The sequence below is a fragment of the Pseudomonas sp. Marseille-P9899 genome (genome assembly GCF_903166565.1).
Taxonomy (GTDB): Bacteria; Pseudomonadota; Gammaproteobacteria; order Pseudomonadales; family Pseudomonadaceae; genus Aquipseudomonas; species Aquipseudomonas huaxiensis.
This window is the reverse complement of the sequence record NZ_CAESCG010000001.1, coordinates 1,037,534-1,057,116: the sequence shown is the minus strand read 5'-3', so window position 1 is coordinate 1,057,116 and position 19,583 is coordinate 1,037,534. Positions and strand designations below refer to the sequence as shown.

At 63.5% G+C, this 19,583-nt stretch carries 22 protein-coding genes; 8 read left to right on the top strand and 14 right to left on the bottom strand.

All coding sequences use genetic code 11. The features are described 5' to 3' along the window. Positions 1 to 5: 5 nt before the first annotated feature. The 4 genes from hbdH to HWV67_RS04785 all read left to right on the top strand — a co-directional run bounded on the left by hbdH (position 6) and on the right by HWV67_RS04785 (position 3,633). Positions 6 to 776: a 3-hydroxybutyrate dehydrogenase gene (gene hbdH, locus HWV67_RS04800; RefSeq protein ID WP_175650155.1), complete on the top strand. Its 771-nt coding sequence runs from the start codon at positions 6 to 8 to the stop codon at positions 774 to 776. Between the two features lie 67 nt (positions 777 to 843). Then, entirely contained in the window at positions 844 to 1,323 is a 480-nt protein-coding gene (gene eco / locus HWV67_RS04795) for a serine protease inhibitor ecotin (protein ID WP_175650154.1), read from the top strand. Positions 1,324 to 1,357: 34 nt separating this feature from the next. Next, positions 1,358 to 3,319 carry an acetoacetate--CoA ligase gene (locus tag HWV67_RS04790; RefSeq protein WP_175650153.1) on the top strand — a complete coding sequence of 654 codons (1,962 nt, stop codon included), beginning with the start codon at positions 1,358 to 1,360 and terminating at the stop codon, positions 3,317 to 3,319. 38 nt (positions 3,320 to 3,357) lie between these two features. After that, complete coding sequence (locus HWV67_RS04785; protein WP_095153555.1) at positions 3,358 to 3,633, top strand: peptidylprolyl isomerase; 276 nt, start codon at positions 3,358 to 3,360, stop codon at positions 3,631 to 3,633. Positions 3,634 to 3,737: 104 nt separating this feature from the next. On the opposite strand, the gene HWV67_RS04780 is transcribed toward HWV67_RS04785, so the two are convergent. The 11 genes from HWV67_RS04780 to HWV67_RS04730 form a co-directional block, all read right to left on the bottom strand. Next, entirely contained in the window at positions 3,738 to 3,992 is a 255-nt protein-coding gene (locus tag HWV67_RS04780; protein WP_371929271.1) for a DUF1652 domain-containing protein, read from the bottom strand. Between the two features lie 163 nt (positions 3,993 to 4,155). Continuing rightward, complete coding sequence (locus HWV67_RS04775; RefSeq protein WP_256680006.1) at positions 4,156 to 5,268, bottom strand: hypothetical protein; 1,113 nt, start codon at positions 5,266 to 5,268, stop codon at positions 4,156 to 4,158. Between the two features lie 197 nt (positions 5,269 to 5,465). Further along, a complete protein-coding gene (locus tag HWV67_RS04770) occupies positions 5,466 to 6,092 on the bottom strand; it encodes a LysE family translocator (RefSeq protein ID WP_175650152.1) in 627 nt (208 codons plus the stop codon). 94 nt (positions 6,093 to 6,186) lie between these two features. Then, the gene (locus HWV67_RS04765) at positions 6,187 to 8,631 is read right to left on the bottom strand and encodes a TonB-dependent siderophore receptor (RefSeq protein WP_175650151.1); all 2,445 of its coding nucleotides are present in this window, start codon (positions 8,629 to 8,631) and stop codon (positions 6,187 to 6,189) included. Between the two features lie 75 nt (positions 8,632 to 8,706). After that, a complete protein-coding gene (locus HWV67_RS04760; protein WP_175650150.1) occupies positions 8,707 to 9,534 on the bottom strand; it encodes a FecR family protein in 828 nt (275 codons plus the stop codon). Further along, entirely contained in the window at positions 9,531 to 10,052 is a 522-nt protein-coding gene (locus HWV67_RS04755; protein ID WP_175650149.1) for an RNA polymerase sigma factor, read from the bottom strand. Before HWV67_RS04755 ends, HWV67_RS04760 begins: the two co-directional genes overlap by 4 nt. A 113-nt stretch (positions 10,053 to 10,165) precedes the next feature. Further along, positions 10,166 to 11,107: a LysR family transcriptional regulator gene (locus HWV67_RS04750; RefSeq protein WP_175650148.1), complete on the bottom strand. Its 942-nt coding sequence runs from the start codon at positions 11,105 to 11,107 to the stop codon at positions 10,166 to 10,168. Then, entirely contained in the window at positions 11,104 to 12,078 is a 975-nt protein-coding gene (locus tag HWV67_RS04745) for a quinone oxidoreductase family protein (protein ID WP_175650147.1), read from the bottom strand. Before HWV67_RS04745 ends, HWV67_RS04750 begins: the two co-directional genes overlap by 4 nt. Before the next feature lie 133 nt (positions 12,079 to 12,211). Further along, the gene (locus HWV67_RS04740; RefSeq protein ID WP_175650146.1) at positions 12,212 to 13,639 is read right to left on the bottom strand and encodes a hypothetical protein; all 1,428 of its coding nucleotides are present in this window, start codon (positions 13,637 to 13,639) and stop codon (positions 12,212 to 12,214) included. 15 nt (positions 13,640 to 13,654) lie between these two features. Further along, on the bottom strand, positions 13,655 to 15,115 hold the full coding sequence (locus HWV67_RS04735; protein WP_175650145.1) for a lipoprotein N-acyltransferase Lnb domain-containing protein: 1,461 nt from the start codon (positions 15,113 to 15,115) through the stop codon (positions 13,655 to 13,657). Further along, positions 15,112 to 16,002, bottom strand: coding sequence for a PEGA domain-containing protein (locus HWV67_RS04730; protein ID WP_175650144.1), 891 nt, complete (start codon positions 16,000 to 16,002; stop codon positions 15,112 to 15,114). Before HWV67_RS04730 ends, HWV67_RS04735 begins: the two co-directional genes overlap by 4 nt. Here HWV67_RS04730 and HWV67_RS04725 point away from each other — a divergent pair. Continuing rightward, complete coding sequence (locus tag HWV67_RS04725; protein WP_175650143.1) at positions 16,001 to 16,201, top strand: hypothetical protein; 201 nt, start codon at positions 16,001 to 16,003, stop codon at positions 16,199 to 16,201. The two genes, HWV67_RS04730 and HWV67_RS04725, sit on opposite strands and share 2 nt — an antisense overlap. A gap of 98 nt (positions 16,202 to 16,299) precedes the next feature. Then, positions 16,300 to 17,094, top strand: coding sequence for an alpha/beta fold hydrolase (locus HWV67_RS04720; protein ID WP_175650142.1), 795 nt, complete (start codon positions 16,300 to 16,302; stop codon positions 17,092 to 17,094). Here the strand turns inward: HWV67_RS04720 and HWV67_RS04715 are convergent. After that, positions 17,073 to 17,771: a metallophosphoesterase gene (locus tag HWV67_RS04715; RefSeq protein WP_175650141.1), complete on the bottom strand. Its 699-nt coding sequence runs from the start codon at positions 17,769 to 17,771 to the stop codon at positions 17,073 to 17,075. The genes HWV67_RS04720 and HWV67_RS04715 overlap by 22 nt on opposite strands. A gap of 86 nt (positions 17,772 to 17,857) precedes the next feature. Between HWV67_RS04715 and HWV67_RS04710 the strand changes: the two genes are divergently transcribed. Further along, positions 17,858 to 18,355, top strand: a complete 498-nt coding sequence (locus HWV67_RS04710; protein WP_175650140.1) for a DUF3016 domain-containing protein — start codon at positions 17,858 to 17,860, stop codon at positions 18,353 to 18,355. Between the two features lie 87 nt (positions 18,356 to 18,442). Then, on the top strand, positions 18,443 to 18,670 hold the full coding sequence (locus HWV67_RS04705) for a hypothetical protein (RefSeq protein WP_095153568.1): 228 nt from the start codon (positions 18,443 to 18,445) through the stop codon (positions 18,668 to 18,670). A 12-nt stretch (positions 18,671 to 18,682) separates the two neighbouring features. Here HWV67_RS04705 and HWV67_RS04700 read toward each other — a convergent pair whose 3' ends face one another. Then, complete coding sequence (locus tag HWV67_RS04700; protein WP_175650139.1) at positions 18,683 to 18,850, bottom strand: hypothetical protein; 168 nt, start codon at positions 18,848 to 18,850, stop codon at positions 18,683 to 18,685. Between the two features lie 58 nt (positions 18,851 to 18,908). Next, entirely contained in the window at positions 18,909 to 19,415 is a 507-nt protein-coding gene (locus HWV67_RS04695) for a GNAT family N-acetyltransferase (RefSeq protein WP_175650138.1), read from the bottom strand. Positions 19,416 to 19,583 lie beyond the last annotated feature (168 nt).

Below are 19,583 nucleotides of genomic sequence, written 5' to 3'. Positions count from 1 at the left end.
CACCCATGAGTCTTCACGGAAAAACTGCACTGGTTACCGGCTCCACCAGCGGCATCGGCCTGGGCATCGCCAAGGTGCTGGCAGCCGCCGGCGCCAACGTGCTGCTCAACGGCTTTGGCGACCCGGCCGCAGCGCTGGCCGAGGTCTCCAGCCATGGCGGCAGGGTTGCTCATCACCCCGCCGACCTCGGCGACGTGGCCCAGCTTGAAGCGCTGTTCGCTTACGCGAAGGCGGAATTCGGCGGTGTCGATATCCTCGTCAACAACGCCGGCATCCAGCATGTCGCCCCGGTGGAGGCATTCCCGGTGGAACGCTGGGACTCGATCATCGCCCTCAACCTCTCGGCGGTGTTCCACTGCACCCGCCTGGCCTTGCCCGGCATGCGCGAACGCAACTGGGGACGGATCGTCAATATCGCCTCGGTGCACGGCCAGGTCGGCTCCGTGGGCAAGGTCGCCTATGTGGCAGCCAAGCACGGCGTGGTCGGCCTGACCAAAGTGGTCGGCCTGGAAACCGCCACCACACCGATCACCTGCAACGCCATCTGCCCCGGCTGGGTGCTGACGCCGCTGGTGCAGAAGCAGATCGACGACCGCATCGCCAGCGGCACCGATCCGCAACAGGCACAGCACGATCTGTTGGCCGAGAAGCAGCCATCCGTGGCCTTCGTCACACCGCAACATCTGGGTGAGCTGGTATTGTTTCTCTGTAGTGAAGCCGGCAGCCAGGTGCGCGGCGCCGCCTGGAACATCGATGGCGGCTGGCTCGCCCAGTGATCGACGGGGCGAGCGACGCCTGCGGCTGACCGGCATGACTGACCCGAAAATCAAGCAAGGAGCCGCTATGCGCCCGTTTTCCCTGACTGCCCTGTTCACCTTGTCGCTGGCGATCAGCCCGTTCGCCGTGGCCGCCAGCCTCAAGGATGTCGCGCCCTACCCTGAAGCCGAAAAAGGCTTCATCCGCCAGGTCATCCACCTGCCCGCCCAGGAAGACGAAAACGCCTTCAAGCTAGAAGTGCTGGCCGGCAAGGAGCTGCAAGTGGACTGCAACCGCCAGCGTCTGGGCGGCCACCTCGTGGAGAAAGACCTCAAGGGTTGGGGCTATCCCTACTACCGCCTGGAAAAAGTCTCCGGCCCGGCCTCGACCCTGATGGCCTGCCCGGACAAGAGCAAAACCAAGGCCTTCGTCCCGGTGATCGGCGACGGCTTCCTGCTGCGCTACAACAGCAAGCTGCCGGTGGTGGTCTACGTTCCTGAAGGGGTCGAGGTCCGCTACCGGATCTGGTCGGCCTCCACCGAGGTGAAAACCGCCAGCGTCGAATAAACTCAGAACAGGCCGTTGAACGAGGGGAATCGGCATGAACGATGTGCTCTGGCGCCCAAGCAAGGCGCGTATTCAGGCAAGCCACATGGATCAGTTCCGCGGCGAGATCAATCGCCGGTTCAACCTCGAACTGGCCGACTACCACGACCTGCACCGCTGGAGCATCGAACAGCGCCCGGCCTTCTGGCTGGCGCTGGCCGAGCGCTTCGGCGTGCGCTGGCAACAACCGCCCACGCAAGTGCTGGAAGAAGGCCCGCGGATGCCCGACGCGCGCTGGTTCCCCGGCGCCACCCTGAACTTCGCCGAGCACCTGCTGCGCCGTCGCGATAACGGCACGGCACTGGTTTCCGTGCGCGAAGACGGCCAGCGCATCACCCTGACTTACGCGGAGCTGGCGGCCGAGGTCGCCGGCCTGCAACGCGCCTTCAAGGCCCTCGGCATCGGCGTCGGCGACCGTGTCGCGGCGTGCATGCCCAACACCTGGCAGACCGTGGTGGCGATGCTCGCCTGCACCAGCCTCGGCGCGATCTGGTCCAGCTCGTCGCCGGAGTTCGGTACCCAGGGCATCGTCGAGCGCTTCGGCCAGATCGAGCCGAAGCTGCTGCTGGTCTGCGCCGGCTACCAGTACGCCGGCAAATCCCTGTCCCAGGTGGACAAGATCAACGAAGTGCTGGCGGCGCTGCCCGCCCTCGAACAGTTACTGGTGGTGCCGTACAGCCAGGACGATGTCCGCCCGGACGCCTTCCGCACCTCGGCCCGCATCAGCCTGTGGCAGGACTTCTATCAACGCGGCGGCGAGCCCGAATTCGTCGCCCTGCCCTTCGCTCATCCGCTGTACATCCTCTATTCCAGCGGCACCACCGGCGTGCCCAAGTGCATCATTCACAGCGCCGGCGGCGTGTTGCTTCAGCACCTCAAGGAACACGGCCTGCACAACGACCTGCGCGAGGACGACTGCCTGTTCTACTACACCACCTGCGGCTGGATGATGTGGAACTGGCTGGTCAGCGGCCTGGCCCTCGGCGCCACGCTGGTGCTGTATGACGGTTCGCCCTTCCATCCGGCGCCGCAGCGCCTGGTGGACCTGATCGACGCCGAGGGCATCAGCGTCTTCGGTACCAGCGCCAAGTACCTCGCGGCCCTCGAACACGCCGGCCTGCAGCCGCGCCACAGCCACCGCCTGGAACGCCTGCGCCTGCTGCTGTCCACCGGCTCACCGTTGTCACCGCACAGCTACGACTATGTCTACCGCGATATCAAGGCCGATATCTGCCTGGTCTCGATGTCCGGCGGTACCGATATCGTCTCCTGCTTCGTCCTCGGCAACCCGACCCTGCCGGTGCGCCGCGGCAAGATGCAGTGCAAGGGCCTGGGCATGGCCGTCGAGGTGTGGAACGACCAGGGCCAGCCGGTGCGGGACGAAAAAGGTGAGCTGGTTTGCGCCCGGCATTTCCCGGCGATCCCCCTCGGTTTCTGGAACGATCCCGACGGCGAGCGCTTCAAGGCTGCGTATTTCAGCCAGTTCGAGGGCGTCTGGTGCCAGGGCGACTACGCCGAGGAATTCAGCGACGGCAGCCTGACGATCCACGGTCGCTCGGACGCCGTGCTCAACCCTGGTGGCGTGCGCATTGGCACTGCGGAGATCTATCGTCAGGTGGAAAAGGTCGAGCAGGTGCTGGACAGCGTCGCCATCGGCCAGCAATGGCAGCACGACGTGCGCGTGGTGCTGTTCGTCCGCCTGGCTGACGGTGTGCAACTGGACGACGCCCTGCAGACGCAGATCCGCAAAGTGATCCGCGACAACACCAGCGCCCGCCATGTCCCGGCGGTGATCGCCCAGGTAGCGGACATCCCGCGGACCATCAGCGGCAAGATCGTCGAGCTGGCGGTGCGCAACGTGGTTCACGGCCTGCCGGTGAAAAACACCGACGCCCTGGCCAATCCCCAGGCGCTGGAGCATTTTCGCGACCGCATCGAGCTGCGCGATCAGGCATAATCGCCGGCTTTTACCCGCAACCCCGAGGCACCCGCATCATGAAAGCACAGGCCCGACACATCCTGGTCAAGACCGCAGAAGAGGCCGAGCAGCTCAAGCAGCGCATCGCCAAGGGCGAAGCCTTCGACGTGCTGGCGAAGAAATACTCCACCTGCCCGTCGGGCAAGCGCGGCGGCGATTTGGGTGAAGTGCGTCCGGGCCAGATGGTGGGCGCGATCGACCAGGTGATCTTCAAAAAGCCCCTGCGCACCGTGCATGGTCCGATCAAGAGCAAATTCGGCTATCACTTGGTGCAGACGTTCTATCGCGATTGAAAGACTTCCGTGGTTGTAGGAGCGAGCTTGCTCGCGAAGGGCTGCAAAGCAGCCCCAGCAGCCTTCGCGAGCAAGCTCGCTCCTACAAAGTCGGGAGAATACGGTTAGCCTGCGTCGCGCAATTGCACCACATTGTTCTGCTTGTCCAGCAGATCGCAGCGCAACTTGCTTACCAGGCTGGAAATGGCGCGGCTGCTGTTCAACTGCTCGACACGAATCCCGCTCACCTGCAAGTCGACGCGCTGGCTGCGATCGAACAACTGCACAGTCAACGAATGATCGGCAGCCAGGGTGCAGCGGCAGCGAACCGGTAAAAAACTCTTCTCGACGATATCGCGCAGTTCCAGCGTAGATAGCATGTCCATGACTCCCTGACTGTTGAAGGACTGCAGCTCCGAGCTCGCAGTGCGTCTTCTAGGATAGGCCAGCGTCTCGTTTGGACTCAGAACATTTCCCGATAAGAAATATGGTTTTTCCGCTCACCTGATATTTCCTGCCTGCACCGTCTTTGCAGATCATCTTTCAACGCCCCGCTGACTTCAGATAATTATCGCCAGATGAAGAGACGCGGGTTTTTATGGCCAAGGCAAATACGCAACCCTCCAGATAAGGCTTAACCTCGGCCCAGGATTTCTTATCGGCAAAAAGGCCTCTTAGCCTCTTTCCAGCGTCAACCACATCAGGATCATGCCTCATCAGCGATTGCCTGGCGCTTTCGCTCGCATCGTCATCCTTGTGCTTGCCATGGTCCTGTCCCGCATAAGAATGAAACTCTCTGATTCGCCCGAAGACCGCCTGCGTGCCGTCCGCGCATTTTTCTCCGTTGATTTCCTCACGACGATCCACGTGGCCTTCGGCAAAACTGTCCTGAACAAGATGCATCAGGCTGCCGAGTGCAACTTCGTTGACATGGGCCCGTAGCCACGGACGACCTACAGTGAACAGATCCTGCACCGTCTGGTCGTTACTGAAGTGCCGGTCCCAGCCCTCAATGGAAATATCCTTCAAGTAGGTTCCGAGCGAATAAGTGCCGTCCGCCACACCCCAGGCAAACTCAGCCCACATCAAGATCTCTGCGCGAGTGACCTCTGCTGGCACACCCTCCTGCGAAGCCATGGCATGCAGAAATTGCAGATCACCAAAATGCGAGCGGCTTATGTAATTGCCCTTTCCCATATACGCTTGAGGGTTGCTCGCACTCTCCTCTTCTGCCTTGTTGAACAGATTGATCCAGCAGCGCGTCTGGGTGATAAAGCCGACCGAATATTTGCCATTGCAACCTCGTGTCTTTCCATCTTCGAGGCTGGGCATAAACACCGGATCGTCATTCCAGCGCACGCCTGCGATCACATAGGGGCCAGCGTTCTCCAGATCCGGTGTATTGCAATATTTCCAGTCGCCATCACAGCCGAAGATTCGCTGGGTCAGCGCCTCATGCGCAGGATCGGCAAAACTGTGCACTGCGGCGTCAATGTACGGGAGGGACGCTTTATAAATGACCCCCTGTGTCTTGGCCATTTCCCGTTCAGCAACGGTTCCGTTGGGAGAAAGTTGGAATGCATGAGCCTGAAACGCACATACCGCTACAGAAAAGAAGCTAGCGGTTTGTCCCAGTATTTTGATTGTCCACTTCATCAACACCGTCCTGGAAGATTGATAAGCCTATAGAGCTTGCACGCCATACCTGAGCTTGATTGAAACTGGAGTGCGGCGAAAAGCCACCAGAGCAGAATAGCTCGGCGCGTTGAAGTGTCGAGGACGGCTTCCTGCGGGGAACACAGGGTAGCGAACCAACGAATATGGGCCCCGAAAGGGTCGAAGCCAAGCGAATATCAGCCCCGCCGCGCCGCCAACAACCCCAGCCCCGCACAACCCAACAACCCGGCACTCACCCGATTGAACACCCGCCGCGGCCCGGGCTGGTTGAACCAGCGTTGCAGATAGGCGCCGAGCCAGGCGTAGATGCCGATCGCCAGCCATTCCAGCATCAGGAACATCACCCCGAGCCAGAGCAGTTGCTCGCTGACCGGCACTGGGCTGTCTATCACTACGAATTGCGGCAGGAAGGCGGTGAAGATCAGGATGGCTTTCGGATTTCCTGCCGCGACGAAAAATTCCTGCCGCGCCAGCCGCAACACCCCGCCCTTGCGCTCTCCCACCGGTCCACCCTGCCCGACCGGCGCCCGCCACAGTTGCCAGGCGATATAGAACAGGTAGAACGCCCCCACCACCTTGATTGCCAGGAACAGGTATTCGCTGGTGTGCAGCAGCACCGCAAGACCCAGCGCCGCCAGCACGATCATCCCGGCGAAGGCGAACAGCCGACCGACGCCCGCCGCGCAGGCGGTGCGCAAGCCGTAGCGACTGGCGTTGTTCAGCGACAGCAGGTTGTTCGGGCCGGGGGCCATGTTCAGGGCGAAACAGGCGGGGATAAATAGCGCAAGGGTGGCGAGGTCCATGACAGGCTCCTGTGGGTGATGGCCAAGCTTCCCCGGCGCGTTGGCCCACCGTCAAGTGCGGTGTGGCCAACGCGTCATGCACCTGCCGCAGTCATCACCACTGATGCGTGTAGCTCGCCGTCAGGACCGTGCCCGGCGCCGGCAGGTGGCTGGTGTTGGTGCTGTTGCGCATCAACTGGCTGTAGAGCGGGTAATAGTCGCGGTTGAACAGGTTCTGGATGCCGACGCTGACCTGGTCATCGGCGCTCAGCCGGTATTGGCTGATCAGGTCCACGGTGGCGTAGCCGTCGACCTTGCGCCGGCCGAAGCTGGCAACACCGTCGAGGCGATAGTCGTCGCTGTCGAACCAGGTCAGCTGAGCGCGGTGGTTCCAGTCTTCATCAGGTTTGTACTGCACGTAGGCCGTGACTTTCAGCGGCGGGATGCGGTAGCCGGTCATGTCCTGCCAGTCGCCGTTGTCCGGTTTCTCGCGGCCCTTGAGCCAACTGAACGAGCCGCCTGCGCCCCAGCGTTCATCGGCGGTCAGCCAGTCGGCGCTGCCTTCGACGCCGTAGATGCGCTCCTGGGTACGGGTGAGAATCAGGCCATTGTTGAAGCTTTGCACGTCTCCCAGCTTGGAGGTGGTGTAGAACAGCGCCAGGCTCGCCAAGGTTTGTTCACCCACGGCGCCACGCCAGCCGAGTTCGTAGTTGTTGGTCTTGACCGGCTCCAGGTTCGAGGAGTCGATATCGAAACCGCGTCGGGCGTTGCGTATCTGCACGCCGATGTCCGGCAACTGGAAGCCCTGGCTGAAGGCCGCGTACAGCGTCTGCCCCGTCACTGGCGAGTAGCTGAGGCTGATGTTGGACAGCAAGGCGTCGTAGTTGACCTCGCCACCGGCGACGGTCACCGGCGAAGTAGCCGTGGATTCCGAGAGCGGCACGAAGTCGTCATAGCGCGCCGTGGCGTACTCGTAGCGAATGCCGCCCTCCACCGACCATTGCTCGTTGAATTTGTGCTGCAGCTGGGCGAAGCCGCCCAGGCTGCGGGTGGTCAGGTCGGGCATGTAGCTGAGTTTGCCGATCTTCTCGAAGACCCGGCCGCCGCTGGCGTCGAACACCCGTGGATCGAAAATATCGATGGGCATGTCGCTGCGTTCATGGTTGAAGTCCGCCCCCCACAGCAGTTCGGTGTCGCCGGCTTGACCCAGCGGCGTGCGCAGGGTCACGCGGCTGCCGAACACTTCGCTGTTCTGCGTCACCTGGTCGACATTGCGCCCGCGCGTGGCCACGCCGCGGGCGTCGAACGGGGTAAAGCGGGTGAAGTAGTCGCGGTAGTAAATCTGCGCGTTGAGCGTGCTGCCAAGCACATCGGCGTGGGCGTATTCCAGGTTGAGCAAGGTGTTATTGATCTGGTTCTGGTCATCCAGCGACAGCCCGGACAGCGGCTGCGCGGCAACCGAGCCGGGCGGCAGGCGCGAGACGGAAGGATCGGCGGTGTAGTCGGTGTCCTGGTCGGCGTTGTAGTGGCTGGCGGAGAGCTGGATGCGCTGCTCGTCATCGATCCGCAGGCCGAGCTTGCCGCCGATATTGAAGGCGTTGGCATCGAACAGGTCGCCCTGGCTAGGCTCGGGGGCAATGCGTTTGCCGTTGGCATCGTAGGACGCGCCGATATGCCGGGCACCGAAGTCCAGCGCGTAGTCCACCGGGCCTTGGGCGCCGGAAAAATGCTGCTGCACCTGACCGCCCAGACCGTCGCGGCCCAGCCGGCTGAGGGGTGACACCGCCGTCAGGCTGGTTTCGGCCCGGGTTTCGCCGCCCGCTGGCCGGGTGGTGATGGAGATGATGCCGCCGGTCGCGCCCGCGCCGTAGATCGCGCTGCTGCCACGAATCACTTCGACACGCTCGATCAACGCCGGGTCGATGTTCGCCAGGTTGCGCGAAGAGTCGCGGTTGGTGTTCAGCGGTACGCCGTCCACCAGCACCAGCATGGTCCGCCCGCGCAGGGTCTGGCCGTAGTCGGTAATGGTGCGGCTGGAGTCGGCCATGCCGGGAATGCTCCTGGCCAGCACGGTCGCCAGGCTGTCCGAGCCCTGGCGCAGTTGCTCCAGTTGCTCACGCTCGAGCACGTTGACCTGACGGGCCTGCGGCACCAGGTTGCTGCTGGTCCGGGACGAGGTGATTTCCAGGCTGGACAACTCGACGGCAGCGCCCGCACTGGCCGGCACTTCCACGGCTTCGACAGTGCCCGGCACGACGATAAAGGTGTGCTCGTCACGCTCCTGCGCCTTCAGACCGCTGTTGCCCAGCAATTGGCGCAGGGCCTGCTCCAGGGTGTAGCGCCCCTTCAGCGCTGGGGCCGCCTTGCCCGCAGTCGCATCGCCCGCGAAGAGGATCTGCGCATTGGCCTGGCGCGCCAGGGTGTTGAGCGATTTTTCCAGTGATGCCGCCGGCATGTCGACCTCCAGCACCGCGGACTGCGCCAGGGCGAACGGGCTCGACAGCAGGCCGGCAGCCAGCAGTGACAGGGGCAACGGCGCGCGTAAAAGGAACTGACTCACGTACTGCACTCCACGAAATAAGGGGACATGGAGATAGCCGTTACCAGACGCGCACAACCCTACCCCGTGCCGACATTATTTTTTCACCCGTGGGGCGATCAGCACCGAACCGTCGGCGGCAGTGTTCACGGTCAGCGGCAGAATCACTGGCAACAAGGTCAGCAGCCGTTCGACATGCGCGCTGTCGAACACCCCTGACACCGGCAGGTTGTCCAGCCCTGCGCCAGTCAGGCGGATCGGCTGTGGGTGGTAGCGCTGGATAACGCCGATCACTTCGGTCAGCGGCGTGCTTTCGAAGATCAGTTGGCCGTTGCGCCACGCCCCCACCTCATGGGCGTCGACCTGCGCCACGGGCTCCAGACGCCCCTCATGCACACGCACCTGCTGGCCCGGCTCAAGCAGACTGGACGCCTCGCCAGCGCGCACCGCGACCCGCCCTTCGGCGACAGTCACGCGCACGTCGCTGTCGTAGCGACTGACATTGAAGCGCGTGCCCACCACCCGCACCTGCGCGGGCCCTGCGTCCACCAGGAAAGGTCGGTAGACCCTCGGCGACACCTCGAACAGCGCCTGCCCACGGCGAAGCTCGCTGCGGCGGCTGAGCAGGTGCCAACTGACATCCAGCTCGCTGGCGCTGTCCAGCACCACCTGACTGCCGTCGGCCAGTTGCAAGGTCTGCCGCTGGCCGACCTGAGTCAGGTAATGCTCGCTGTGATACGCCGGATCGAGCCAGGCCACCGCCGCCAACAGCGCCAACGACAACAGGCCGACGTGGGTCGTCTTGAGCCGCTTCTTGCGTGGCGCCGGGTCCGGCATCGGGAAGCGCTGCTTGAGCGCCTCACGCAGTTGAGCGATGGCCTGGTCTTCCTCGGCGTACTTGCCCGGTTTGGGGTTGCCGCTCATAAAGCCACCTCGCTGCCCAAATGCTCGCGGCAGGCGGCCATGCCCAGGCGCAGGTGCTTCTCGACAGTCTTCAGGGAGATACCGAGACGTTCCGCAACCTCGGCTTGCGGCAGTTCATGGATCTTGTGCATGACAAACACCATCTGGCAGCGCGGCGGCAGGTTCTCGACGGCCTGGATCAGCCGGTCCAGGGTTTGCGCGGCGTCCAGTTGACGCTCATGGCTGGCGATCCCGGCATCTACCTCGGGCAGCTCAGGCACCGCGACAAGCCAGGTCTGGCGGCGGCGATCACTGCGGTAGCGGTTGACGGCGTTGTCGTGGGTGATCTTGCGCAACAGCGCCAGCGGCGTGCGCACGCCCTCTTTCTCGTGCTTTTCCAGCAGTTGCACGCACACGTCGTGGACCACTTCGCGAGCGAAACCCCGCTCACCGAAACGGCGGCGAACATGCTCCACCAGTTCGTCGTAATGACGAACCAGGGTGGACAACAACGAGGGTTTCGGGGGATCGGCCTGCACGATGACCTGCACGGGGAAGCAAGGCCCGGGGTGGGCATTGGGTGCAGGAGTATAAATGCGAATCTATTTCATTTGAATAGGCTTGTGTCGGGATGGGTGTGCTGGCCGAGTACTCACTCCGAGCCCTTTGTCTCGATCCACGGCGCCACCGGGCTGAATCGCGCTTCGATCCAGTGCTTGAAGGCCAACACCGTGGCCGCAGGAAACCGCGCCGAAGGCCGGACCAGAAACACCCCGCCCGTGGGGTCCAACTGCCAGTCCGGCAACACCCGCACCAGGCGCCCGGCGGCGATATCGCGGCTCATCAGCCACTCCCCGGCGCCAAGAATGCCGGCATCATCACACGCAGCGGCGAGCAGCGATTCACTGTCGTTGGCGGTCAGGCTGCCTTTGGGCGTCACCGTGTGTTGCTGGTCCCCGGCATACAGCCGCCACTGCGGAAACGACGCCAGCCCGCTGAAGCGCAGGCAGTTGTGTTCGGCGAGTTGCTGCGGTGAATGCGGTATGCCGTGGCGTTGCAGATAGCCCGGTGAAGCGCAGAGGATCCTTCGGTGATCGCAGAGCTTTTTCGCGATCAGGCGGTTGTCGTCCAGTTCGCCGATGCGGATGGCGATATCGAAGCCTTCCTCGATGATGTCCACCAGCCGCTCGCTGTAGTCGGCGGTGATCGACACCTGCGGGTACTCGCGCAGGAACGCCGGCAGCATGGGCCCGATACACAGCCGGCCCATGGCCGCCGGCAACGCCAGGCGCAAGACGCCGCGCACTTCGCTCGCCCCGGAAATCGCCTGTTGCTCGGCCTCGGCGATCATGCCGAAGGCCGCGCGCAGGCGTTGTTCCAGCTTTTCGCCAACAGGCGTGACGCGCACCTGCCGGGTCGAGCGCTCGATCAGGCGTACGCCGAGGCGTTTTTCCATCGCCGCCACGCGCTTGGACACCACCGTGGGGTGGCGTTGCAGCAAGCGCCCGGCGGCGACGAACGAGCCCTGCCCGGCCACGGCAAGAAACGCGGCGATCTCGTCGCTGTGGGTGTTGTCCAGCACATCGCTAGTCATGGTTTAAGAATGATCGCTCCGCTAGATCGCCCGCTTTCCAGATCGGCATGGGCCCGCGCCGCATCGGCCAGGGCGTAACAAGCCCAGATCCGCGGCGTGATGATACCGGCGCTGACCGCCGCCAGCACATCGGCGGCACGCTCTTGGTATTCCGCGTGGGTGGCGGTGTGGGCGGCCAGCGATGGCCGGGTGATGAACAACGAGCCCTTGCCGTTCAACGTGGCCATCTCCACCGGCGCCGGGGCGCCGCTGGAGGCGCCGAACGACACCATCAGCCCGCGCGGCCGCAAGCTGTCCAGCGAGGCTTCGAAGGACACCCGGCCGATCGGGTCATACACCACATCCACCTTCTTGCCATCGGTAATACGGGCGACCTCGGCGGCCAGCGTGGCGGGGTCGAACACCAGCACTTCGTCACAGCCGAGCGCCCTGGCCTTGTCCACGCTGGACGGCCGCGAAACCACGCCTATAACGAACGCCCCCAAGTGCTTGGCCCACTGCGCCATGATCGAGCCCAACCCGCCCGCCACACCGTAGAGCAGCAGCGTGGTGCCCGGCCCTACCGGATACGTCGATTTGAGCAGGTACTGCGCGGTAATGCCCTTAAACAGCACCGCCGCGGCGTCCTCCGACGACAGCGAATCCGGCAACTTCACCAGCCGTTCGGCGGGAAACAGTCGTGCACTGGCGTAGGCGCCCAGCGGACCGGTGGCGTAGGCAACGCGATCACCCTCGACCACGTTTCTCACCCCGGCGCCGACCCGCACCACCCGGCCAGCGCCTTCCAGCCCAAGGCCGCCGGGCAACGGCAGCGGTGCCGCGCCCTTGCGCTGGGTGACATCGAGGAAGTTGACGCCGATGGCGTCCTGCTCCAGCCAGACCTCGCCAGGACCGGGTGCGGCTTCGTCGACCGTACGAAGCTCCAGCACCTCAGGGCCGCCTGTCTGGTTGATCCGAATTGCTGCCACCATTGCCATACTCCTTCGCCCTAATGCGGGCCTGCGTTCACGATGGGGCGAAGTATGTGAACTGACGGAATAGGCAACAAGATAGCCGGTTTGCAGTTCATTGCTGCACAGATTGCAGCAATGAACGGCTGATCGCTTACTGCTTGTCCTGGCCGGTGTAGGGAATGTCGCAACGCCCGCTGGAGAAGGCCTTGCAGATATAGGAGCGGCGCGGGGTGACCATGTTGTAGCGTTTGGCGACGTCATAGTCGCCCGGTCCAACACCGTGGCCGCACTGGTAGGCCTGCCATTGCTGGCCTTTGATCACCGGGCCACCGACGGTCGGCGTGCCGCCCGCGCAACGCTGCCGCGCGAGGGCACTTTCCACGGTGGGCTCGTCGACCAGCGTCTGATTGTCCAGGGCGCCATTGCATTCCCACATTTTGCTTTTCTCGGATTGGCGACAGATCGCCAGCGCCTCCTCTTGCACTGCGCCCCACTGGCTCTTCTGGCCGCCTGCGTCAGTAGATGAAGTGCCGCCTTTCTTGCCCGGCGCCGTGCTCGACCCGCCCGAGCTGGAACCCGCGCCAGAATGTCCGACACCGCCACTGCCCTGCTCGGTCTGCGCACTCGCGACCTGCTGGCCCGAACCACTGCTGTCGTCCTTGACGCAATACGCGGCGCCGGAACCGGCGGTGACCGTGGTGCCATTGGGATTGCGGGCGGGCGACGAGCCGGCCGGGCATTCTTCGCGCCACGTCGGCAGCGTTACGTGCTGCGGAACGTACTGGACGATCTGCGGCTGCGGCCGGCTACTGGCGGAGTTGCTGGCAGCGGCCGCTGCCGTGGCTTGATCCTGCCGGGCCTGCTGGCGGGCTTCGGCCTGCAACCGCGACTGCTCCTGCGCGTCGGCGCGGGCCTGTTGTTGCTGTTGCTGCTGGCGTTGTTGCAGCTCGCGCTGCTGGGCGCGCAGGTTCTCCCGCTCCTGTGCCTGGCGGCTCTGGTCTTCGCGGATGCCTTGCACGGCGGAGTTGAAGTTGCTCGCATCGGAGCCTTCGGAGTAGCTGTCGCGCTGGATCGCGGCCATCAATTGAGCCTGACGCTCCGGCGACAACTGCCCGCCACCGCCCAACGCAAGCCCGGCAGCCATCGCCGCGTATTTGGTGCGCTGCCGCTCCTCTTCGCGCTCCTCGGCCAGTTCCTGGGCGCGGACGGCCCGTTCCTCGGCAATCCGGTCGGCCTCTTCCGCTTCCTTCTGCTCGCGCCGCGAGCGCGCCTCGGACGCGACCAGTTCCTGCTCCATTTGCAGGTTGTCGCGGGTCAGTTGCAGTGCGGCCTTGTCTTGCGCGTTTTTCGCCACGCGCTTGGCCTGGGCGATGTATTTCTCGGCGCAGTCGAAACTTTGTTGCTGGACGCAGGCGTTGGCCTTGGCATTGCGTTCGAGGAAGTCCTGATGGTCCAGCTCATCGAGTTGCGCGAGTTGGTCGAGCATCTGCTGTTGCTCGGCGGTGGAAGCGGCCATCGCCGGCGCTACCGCCGACAGGCAGAGCGCAAGGGCAAATCCGCGGGTTGTTCTTGTAAGCATGGGCTGTCCTGCCGGCTAGGGGCGAAGTTGTCGGAGAAATACGATGTTGTCGAGGGTGTCTGCCCGGTAACGGGTCAGGCGATTTAGTTGTTGCCACTGTTCGCTGCCGTCGTCCGCGACCGTCAACATGGCCTCGGTCAACAGGCGGCGGGCTTGTTCTGAGCGGCACTGGGCGGCGAACGCGGGAAGATCACTGAAGCGGTCGGCACTGTCGGGAATACCCGATGTGCGCCGTGGCGGGCCGGTGCGTTGGCGCAACGGGCGCAGGAAACAAGTTTCGAAGACCTCGCCATGGGCCGGGTCGAGCACCGTGGCTCGCGTTGAGAAATCCTGCCGACGCAGGTACTGCGCCGCCTGCCCAAGCAGCAGCCGCTGGCTGCTGAACAAGGCGTACTCCTCCAGCATCAACTGTGCGTCGAGGGTCCGCGACTCCGTCGTCAGGCGCTCGGCGTAGGCCGGATCTTCCAGCGCATGGCGGCGGGCCTGCGGCGCGATTTCGAGATAGTCCTGCAGGCTGGAAAATTCATCGCCCGGCATGCGCTGCCGAACGCGGGACAGCGCCTGCTCGTAGAACGGCCGAGTGCTGGAGAAGTAGAAACCGTCGCGTTCCGCCTGCTCCAGCGAAGCCAGCGTGGCGCCTTCGGCCAACCGGCTATCGCGCAGCGCGGCGAACAGGGTGTCCGGGCGCAGGAAGCGCTCGACCATGCGCGGATCCTCGGCGTACTCACGCCAGGTCGCGCGCAACGCCTGCTGCAACAGGGTCGCGCAGTTGCGAGTGAAGAAGTCATAGCTGCCGGAAAACTGCCAATGGATCTGCGCCATGTCGCGCACCAGCGCCTGTCGCTGCCCGGCATCCAGGCGCAACGGCAGGGAATACAGCTCGCGGAACTCACCGATGGCGTACTGCTCGTAGCTGTCCATGAAGCGGCTGGCGAACAGGCGAGCCTGGTATTCGCCGCCCAGCGCCTTGAGCACATCGAGGGTGAAGTCGTCGACATGGGCCTGGAAACTCAGGACCAGATGCTCCGCCAGGTTGCTGTCGCAACTGGCCGGCGAGCTGTCCGCAGCGGGGCAAATCACCAGGCGCAGCGCTACATGGCCGAAGCGCGACGCCGGGCTGGGGCTGTTGCCGGCAAATAACAAGTGCACCGCGCTGACCCGCGCCGGATCGACCCAGACCACCCGCACGCCCTCGTCCGGCGTCTGCACGGCAAACGGCACGCTCGACGCGCACGGCGCCGGCGCTGCCGCAGCAACGCCCTGGCGTAGAAACCACGCGGCGTAGAGCGGCTGGCGGCAGGTGTAGGCCGGATCGTGTTGGTAGCGTTGCAACTCGTGTTGGTAGTCCGCAGGCGAAGGCGCCGTTGCGCCGGTCGCCACGGCGGAAACCGCAGCGAATTCCGGGTCTACCGCCTGTGGCTTGAGCGCACAGCCCGACAGCGCGAGCACCGCGAGCAGGACAAGCAGCGGCCTCATTGGCTGGCGAGGACCGCTTCCTGGCGTTGCGCCGCGCGGGCGATCATCGAGTCCGGGTTGCCGAAGGTCGCGGGACGCATGACCGCTTCGCTGCGAATGCGCATTTGCCGGCTGGTGACGCTGGGGCTTTCAATGACGCCGATAAACAGCGAGGTGGGCACCAGGGTGGTGCTGGAGGTGAACATGCCCGGGTCGTTGAAGTTGTAGTGCTTCACGTCATTGAAGAAGCCGTTGGCCTGCAATTGCTGGTTCAGCGAGGTGTCCTTGGCCCGCTGGCGCCAGGCCGCAGCTTTGACCGGGTCCTGAGGGACACCGTTGCCGAACTGGTAGGCATTGGCGACCGCGTACATGGCAGCCACGTCGCCACCGCTGGCGCGTTGCACGGTGGCGAGGAATTCGTCCTGGGCGACCTTGAGTTTTGCCTGGGTCGCCATGGTTCTCCAGTGCTCAGCCTTGGTCGGACTCTTGTCCACGCCCTGCCCCGCGTCATACAGCGCGGCCATGGCGTTCATGGCATCGACGTCGCCGTTCTGCGCCGACTCGAGCACTTGCGCGGCATTCGCCTGGGCCTTGGCCTTCACCGCACCGGCGGTGAGTTTCGGTGCCGACAGTTCGGCGTCCACCGATTGCGGACGACCGTCCACCAGGGTCACTTGTTTCTCGAAAACCTGTTCCTTGTCGCTGCCTACCGTCTTGACCACGCGCACTTGGTAAGTACCCGCCGGCATCGCGGTAATTACCGGGCAGTTGCCCACCGCGTTGTTATCAATCGATACGACCGCATCGCTATCTTCATCAGCGCACGTCACGCGCAGCAGGCTGTCCGCGTGGGCGAACGAACTTGCCAGCATTGCCACACAGGCAAACTGTTTGATTGCGAACTTCATGCTGCTCCCCGAAATGAAAAAGACCCTGACGGCCCCGGTTTTATTGGATTTTGGCGGAGCATCGCACTGGCTAATAGCACTTGGCTACATATTTCGTAACAACGCTGAAAAAGCCATCGAATATATTGAAAACACTGAATTTCTGGCGGCGGCAATTTGGCGAAAAAGTTGTTGGAACAGTCAAACTTTCCGGGTTTGATTTGTTCGTTGCGGGTGACACTTGCGTACAAAATCCGTTTGCGAGCGCGGCCAGGTTTTGTTACTTGTCTGGAACAAGAACCTGAATCGGAACGCCCTATGTCGCCTGTTACAACGGAAGTCTTCTGGATCGAAACCCCGCAGGGTCGCTTGTTTGCCCGGCGCTGGTTCGCCACTCCCAACGTCTCGGACAAACCGGTCATCGTGCTGTTTCATGACTCGCTGGGCTCGGTCGACCTGTGGCGCGACTTCCCGCAGCAACTGTGCGAAGCCACCGGACTGGACGTCGTGGCCTATGACCGGCTCGGCTTCGGCCAGTCGGCGCCTTATCCGGGCCACCTGCCGCTGACCTTCATTCAGGACGAAGCCGAGCGCTTCTTCCCGCAATTGCGTGAAGCGTTGGGCATCGAGCGCTTCATTGCCTTCGGTCACAGCGTCGGCGGGGCCATGGCCAGCCACTGCGCCGCAAACAACCCACGCGATTGCCTGGCGCTGATCACCGAATCGGCCCAGGCCTTCGTCGAGGACCGCACGTTGCAAGGCATCCGCACCGCCAAGCAGCAGTTCCAGGCGCCCGGCCAACTGGAGCGACTGGGCAAATACCACGGCGACAAGGCGCAGTGGGTGCTGGATGCCTGGACCGAAACCTGGCTGTCGGCGGCCTTCAGCAGCTGGACGCTGAAACACAGCGTGGGCTCCGTGCACTGTCCGCTGCTGGCGCTGCACGGCGATCTGGACGAATACGGCTCGGTGCTGCACCCGCAACGTATCGCCGCGCTGGCCGGAGACCGCGGCGAAGCGGTGATTCTCGAAGGCTGCCACCACGTGCCGCACCGCGAGGAATCGGCGCGGGTTCTTGCCAAGGTCATCGACTATCTGGGACGGATCGGCTGAGTGATTTCCAGCGTGGCCAGGTCCAGCAAGGTGAAATGCCCCTTGGACCAGCCACCGGTGTCGATATGCCAGACATTGTCCAGCACCCGTACCGTCTGCTGCGGCGTGTGCCCTACCAGCAAGGCGCGCAGCCCTTCGACCCCACGTGCGTCTTCATCACGCAAGCGCTGCCGCGACCATTGGCAAACCTCCTGCACCTTGGGCGGCCCAGGCGTCTGCTCCAGCAGTGGCAACAGATCGCTCCAGCGCAGGCGCGGGCAATCGGCGTGGAGGATGCCGATCGGCCCTTGAGCCGTGTCGACTTCCAGTGCCAGCGGGATCAACGCGAAACGCTCGGCGAAATGTGCCTGCCGCGTCGGGTCCAGATCGAGAAACCAGGCACCGCCGGCAGCCCGGTACATCGCGTAGTCCAGCCACTCGCCACGCACATGCGATACCGCCAAGGCTTCATGATTGCCTTGCACGGCGTGAAACCAAGGCTGCGCCAGCCACTCCAGGACCTCTTCGCACTCAGGCCCGCGATCGACAAGGTCACCGACGCTGAACAGCCGGTCCCGCGCCGGGTCGAAAGCCACCGCCTCCAGCGCCTCGCGCAGGCGGGAAAAATGCCCATGCACATCACCGACTGCCAAGTCCCGCCCAAGTGGATTGCGCGCTACACGAACAACAGTGGTCATCGCCTCTCTCCTGCTCCATCCGAGGATCACCGGCGTACAATAAACGCGGCTGCGCTTCGCAGTCCTGCGCTCCCGGAGGTGTCATCATGCGCCTGGCCCTGACTTTCGCCACCCTCGTCATGCTGGCTTTAAACAGCATGGCCTACGCGGCCTCGCCGAGTGTCGAGGTCAACTTCATCCAGCCGGAGAAATTCCGCGACGCCAGCCTCAGAAGCAACGGCTACGAGCGCGGCGCCGACGAACAGGTCATGAAAGCACTGCGCAGTTACCTGGAATCACTCGGCACGCGCTACCTGACCGCCGGGCAAACCTTGCGCATCGATATCCGCGATATCGACCTGGCCGGACGCTACGAACCCTGGCAAACCAACGCCAACTCGGTGCGCTTCATGCGCGACATCACCTGGCCAAGCATCGACCTTCACTACACCCTGCAACAACAGGGGCAGATAGTGAAGCAGGCCGACGTGCGAGTGGACGACAAGTTCTACCTGCAACGCCCCGGGCGGGTAGGCACAAGTGATCAGTTGTATTCGGAAAAGGCGATGCTCAACGATTGGTTCCGTAACCTGGTCAAGTACTGACGCAGCGCGGTTGCGTGCCGACGGCTGGCACCCGGCCAGTTCACCAGGGTGCTGCTACACTGAATTCGCTTACAGGAGGAATGAGTCATGTCCGACAAAGACATCAAAACCCTGCTGACCGTCATCAACCATCGGCAAGACAAGCTGGCCAGTGCCTGCAAGGACATTGCCGACTGGATCGACCGTCAAGGCGATGACCCGGTAGCCGGCAAGATCCGCGAGAGCCTGCGGGCTGTCGAGGCTGACGAAGTGCTGGTCAAACGCACCCTGACGAGCCTGCAACTGGAGCGACCGCTACCGCGCTTCCGCCCCTAGACTGAGGGTTGCTCACCAGTCTTCGTGGTCCTCGTCGTCAAGCACATCGAGGCCGTATTCCTCGTCCTCGACGTCGTCGAACATCGGGTCGGCGTGGGTTTCGCTTTCGTCATCGTCATGAAATTCATGGTCGAGCAGGTGATCGTGCTCCGGCTCGTGAACGTCGTCTTCATCATGCATGGGGGGTAAGTGTCCTGCTACGGGTACGAATTGACCGGGCCTGTATAGGCCGTCGCAGTCATGCCGTCAACGGCGCGTCGTCTGCCGGCGCCAACCGTTGCTTCATCTGCACCAGCGCGACGCGCTGGCCGGCCGGGTCCTGGCGCCCCTCGATGCCGAACGGCACGAAGCCCAGTGCCGGGTAGAGCAGCAAGCCGGCGGTGTTGTGATTGAAGCAGGACACTTTCATTTCCCGCGCCTGATGGCGGCTGCGCGCCACCTCGATCATCTGCTGAACCAGGTAACGCGCCACGCCCCGTCCACGCGCGGCGGGCGAGACCAGCACATTGCCCAGCGAGCAGGTGCCGCCCTGCTCCCACTGGTAGAAGTTGGCGAACGCCAGCACCTCATCGCCCTCGACCACTACTGATGAGTCGCTGCGCTGAGCGATGGCTGCGGTCATTTGTTCAGGCGTGACGGGAAACGTGCACTTGGGAAAGAAGAAAAACGCCTCGTCGGCGTTTTGGGCGAAGGTGCAGAGGGTCGGGATATCGCTGGCCTCCACGGGGCGGAAACTCAAGGTCACAGCTAGTTGCCTCAAGGCGAGTGGCTAGGTGCCACGGCAAGTCAGTTAACTACAGCGGCGAAGCCCTGTAAACGCTGGGCAATTGATCTGCGCCGCTCTATCACAGGCAATTCGCGACTAGTGTAAGACCATGCGCCAATGTCATTACGTCAGCGCTAATGATAATAT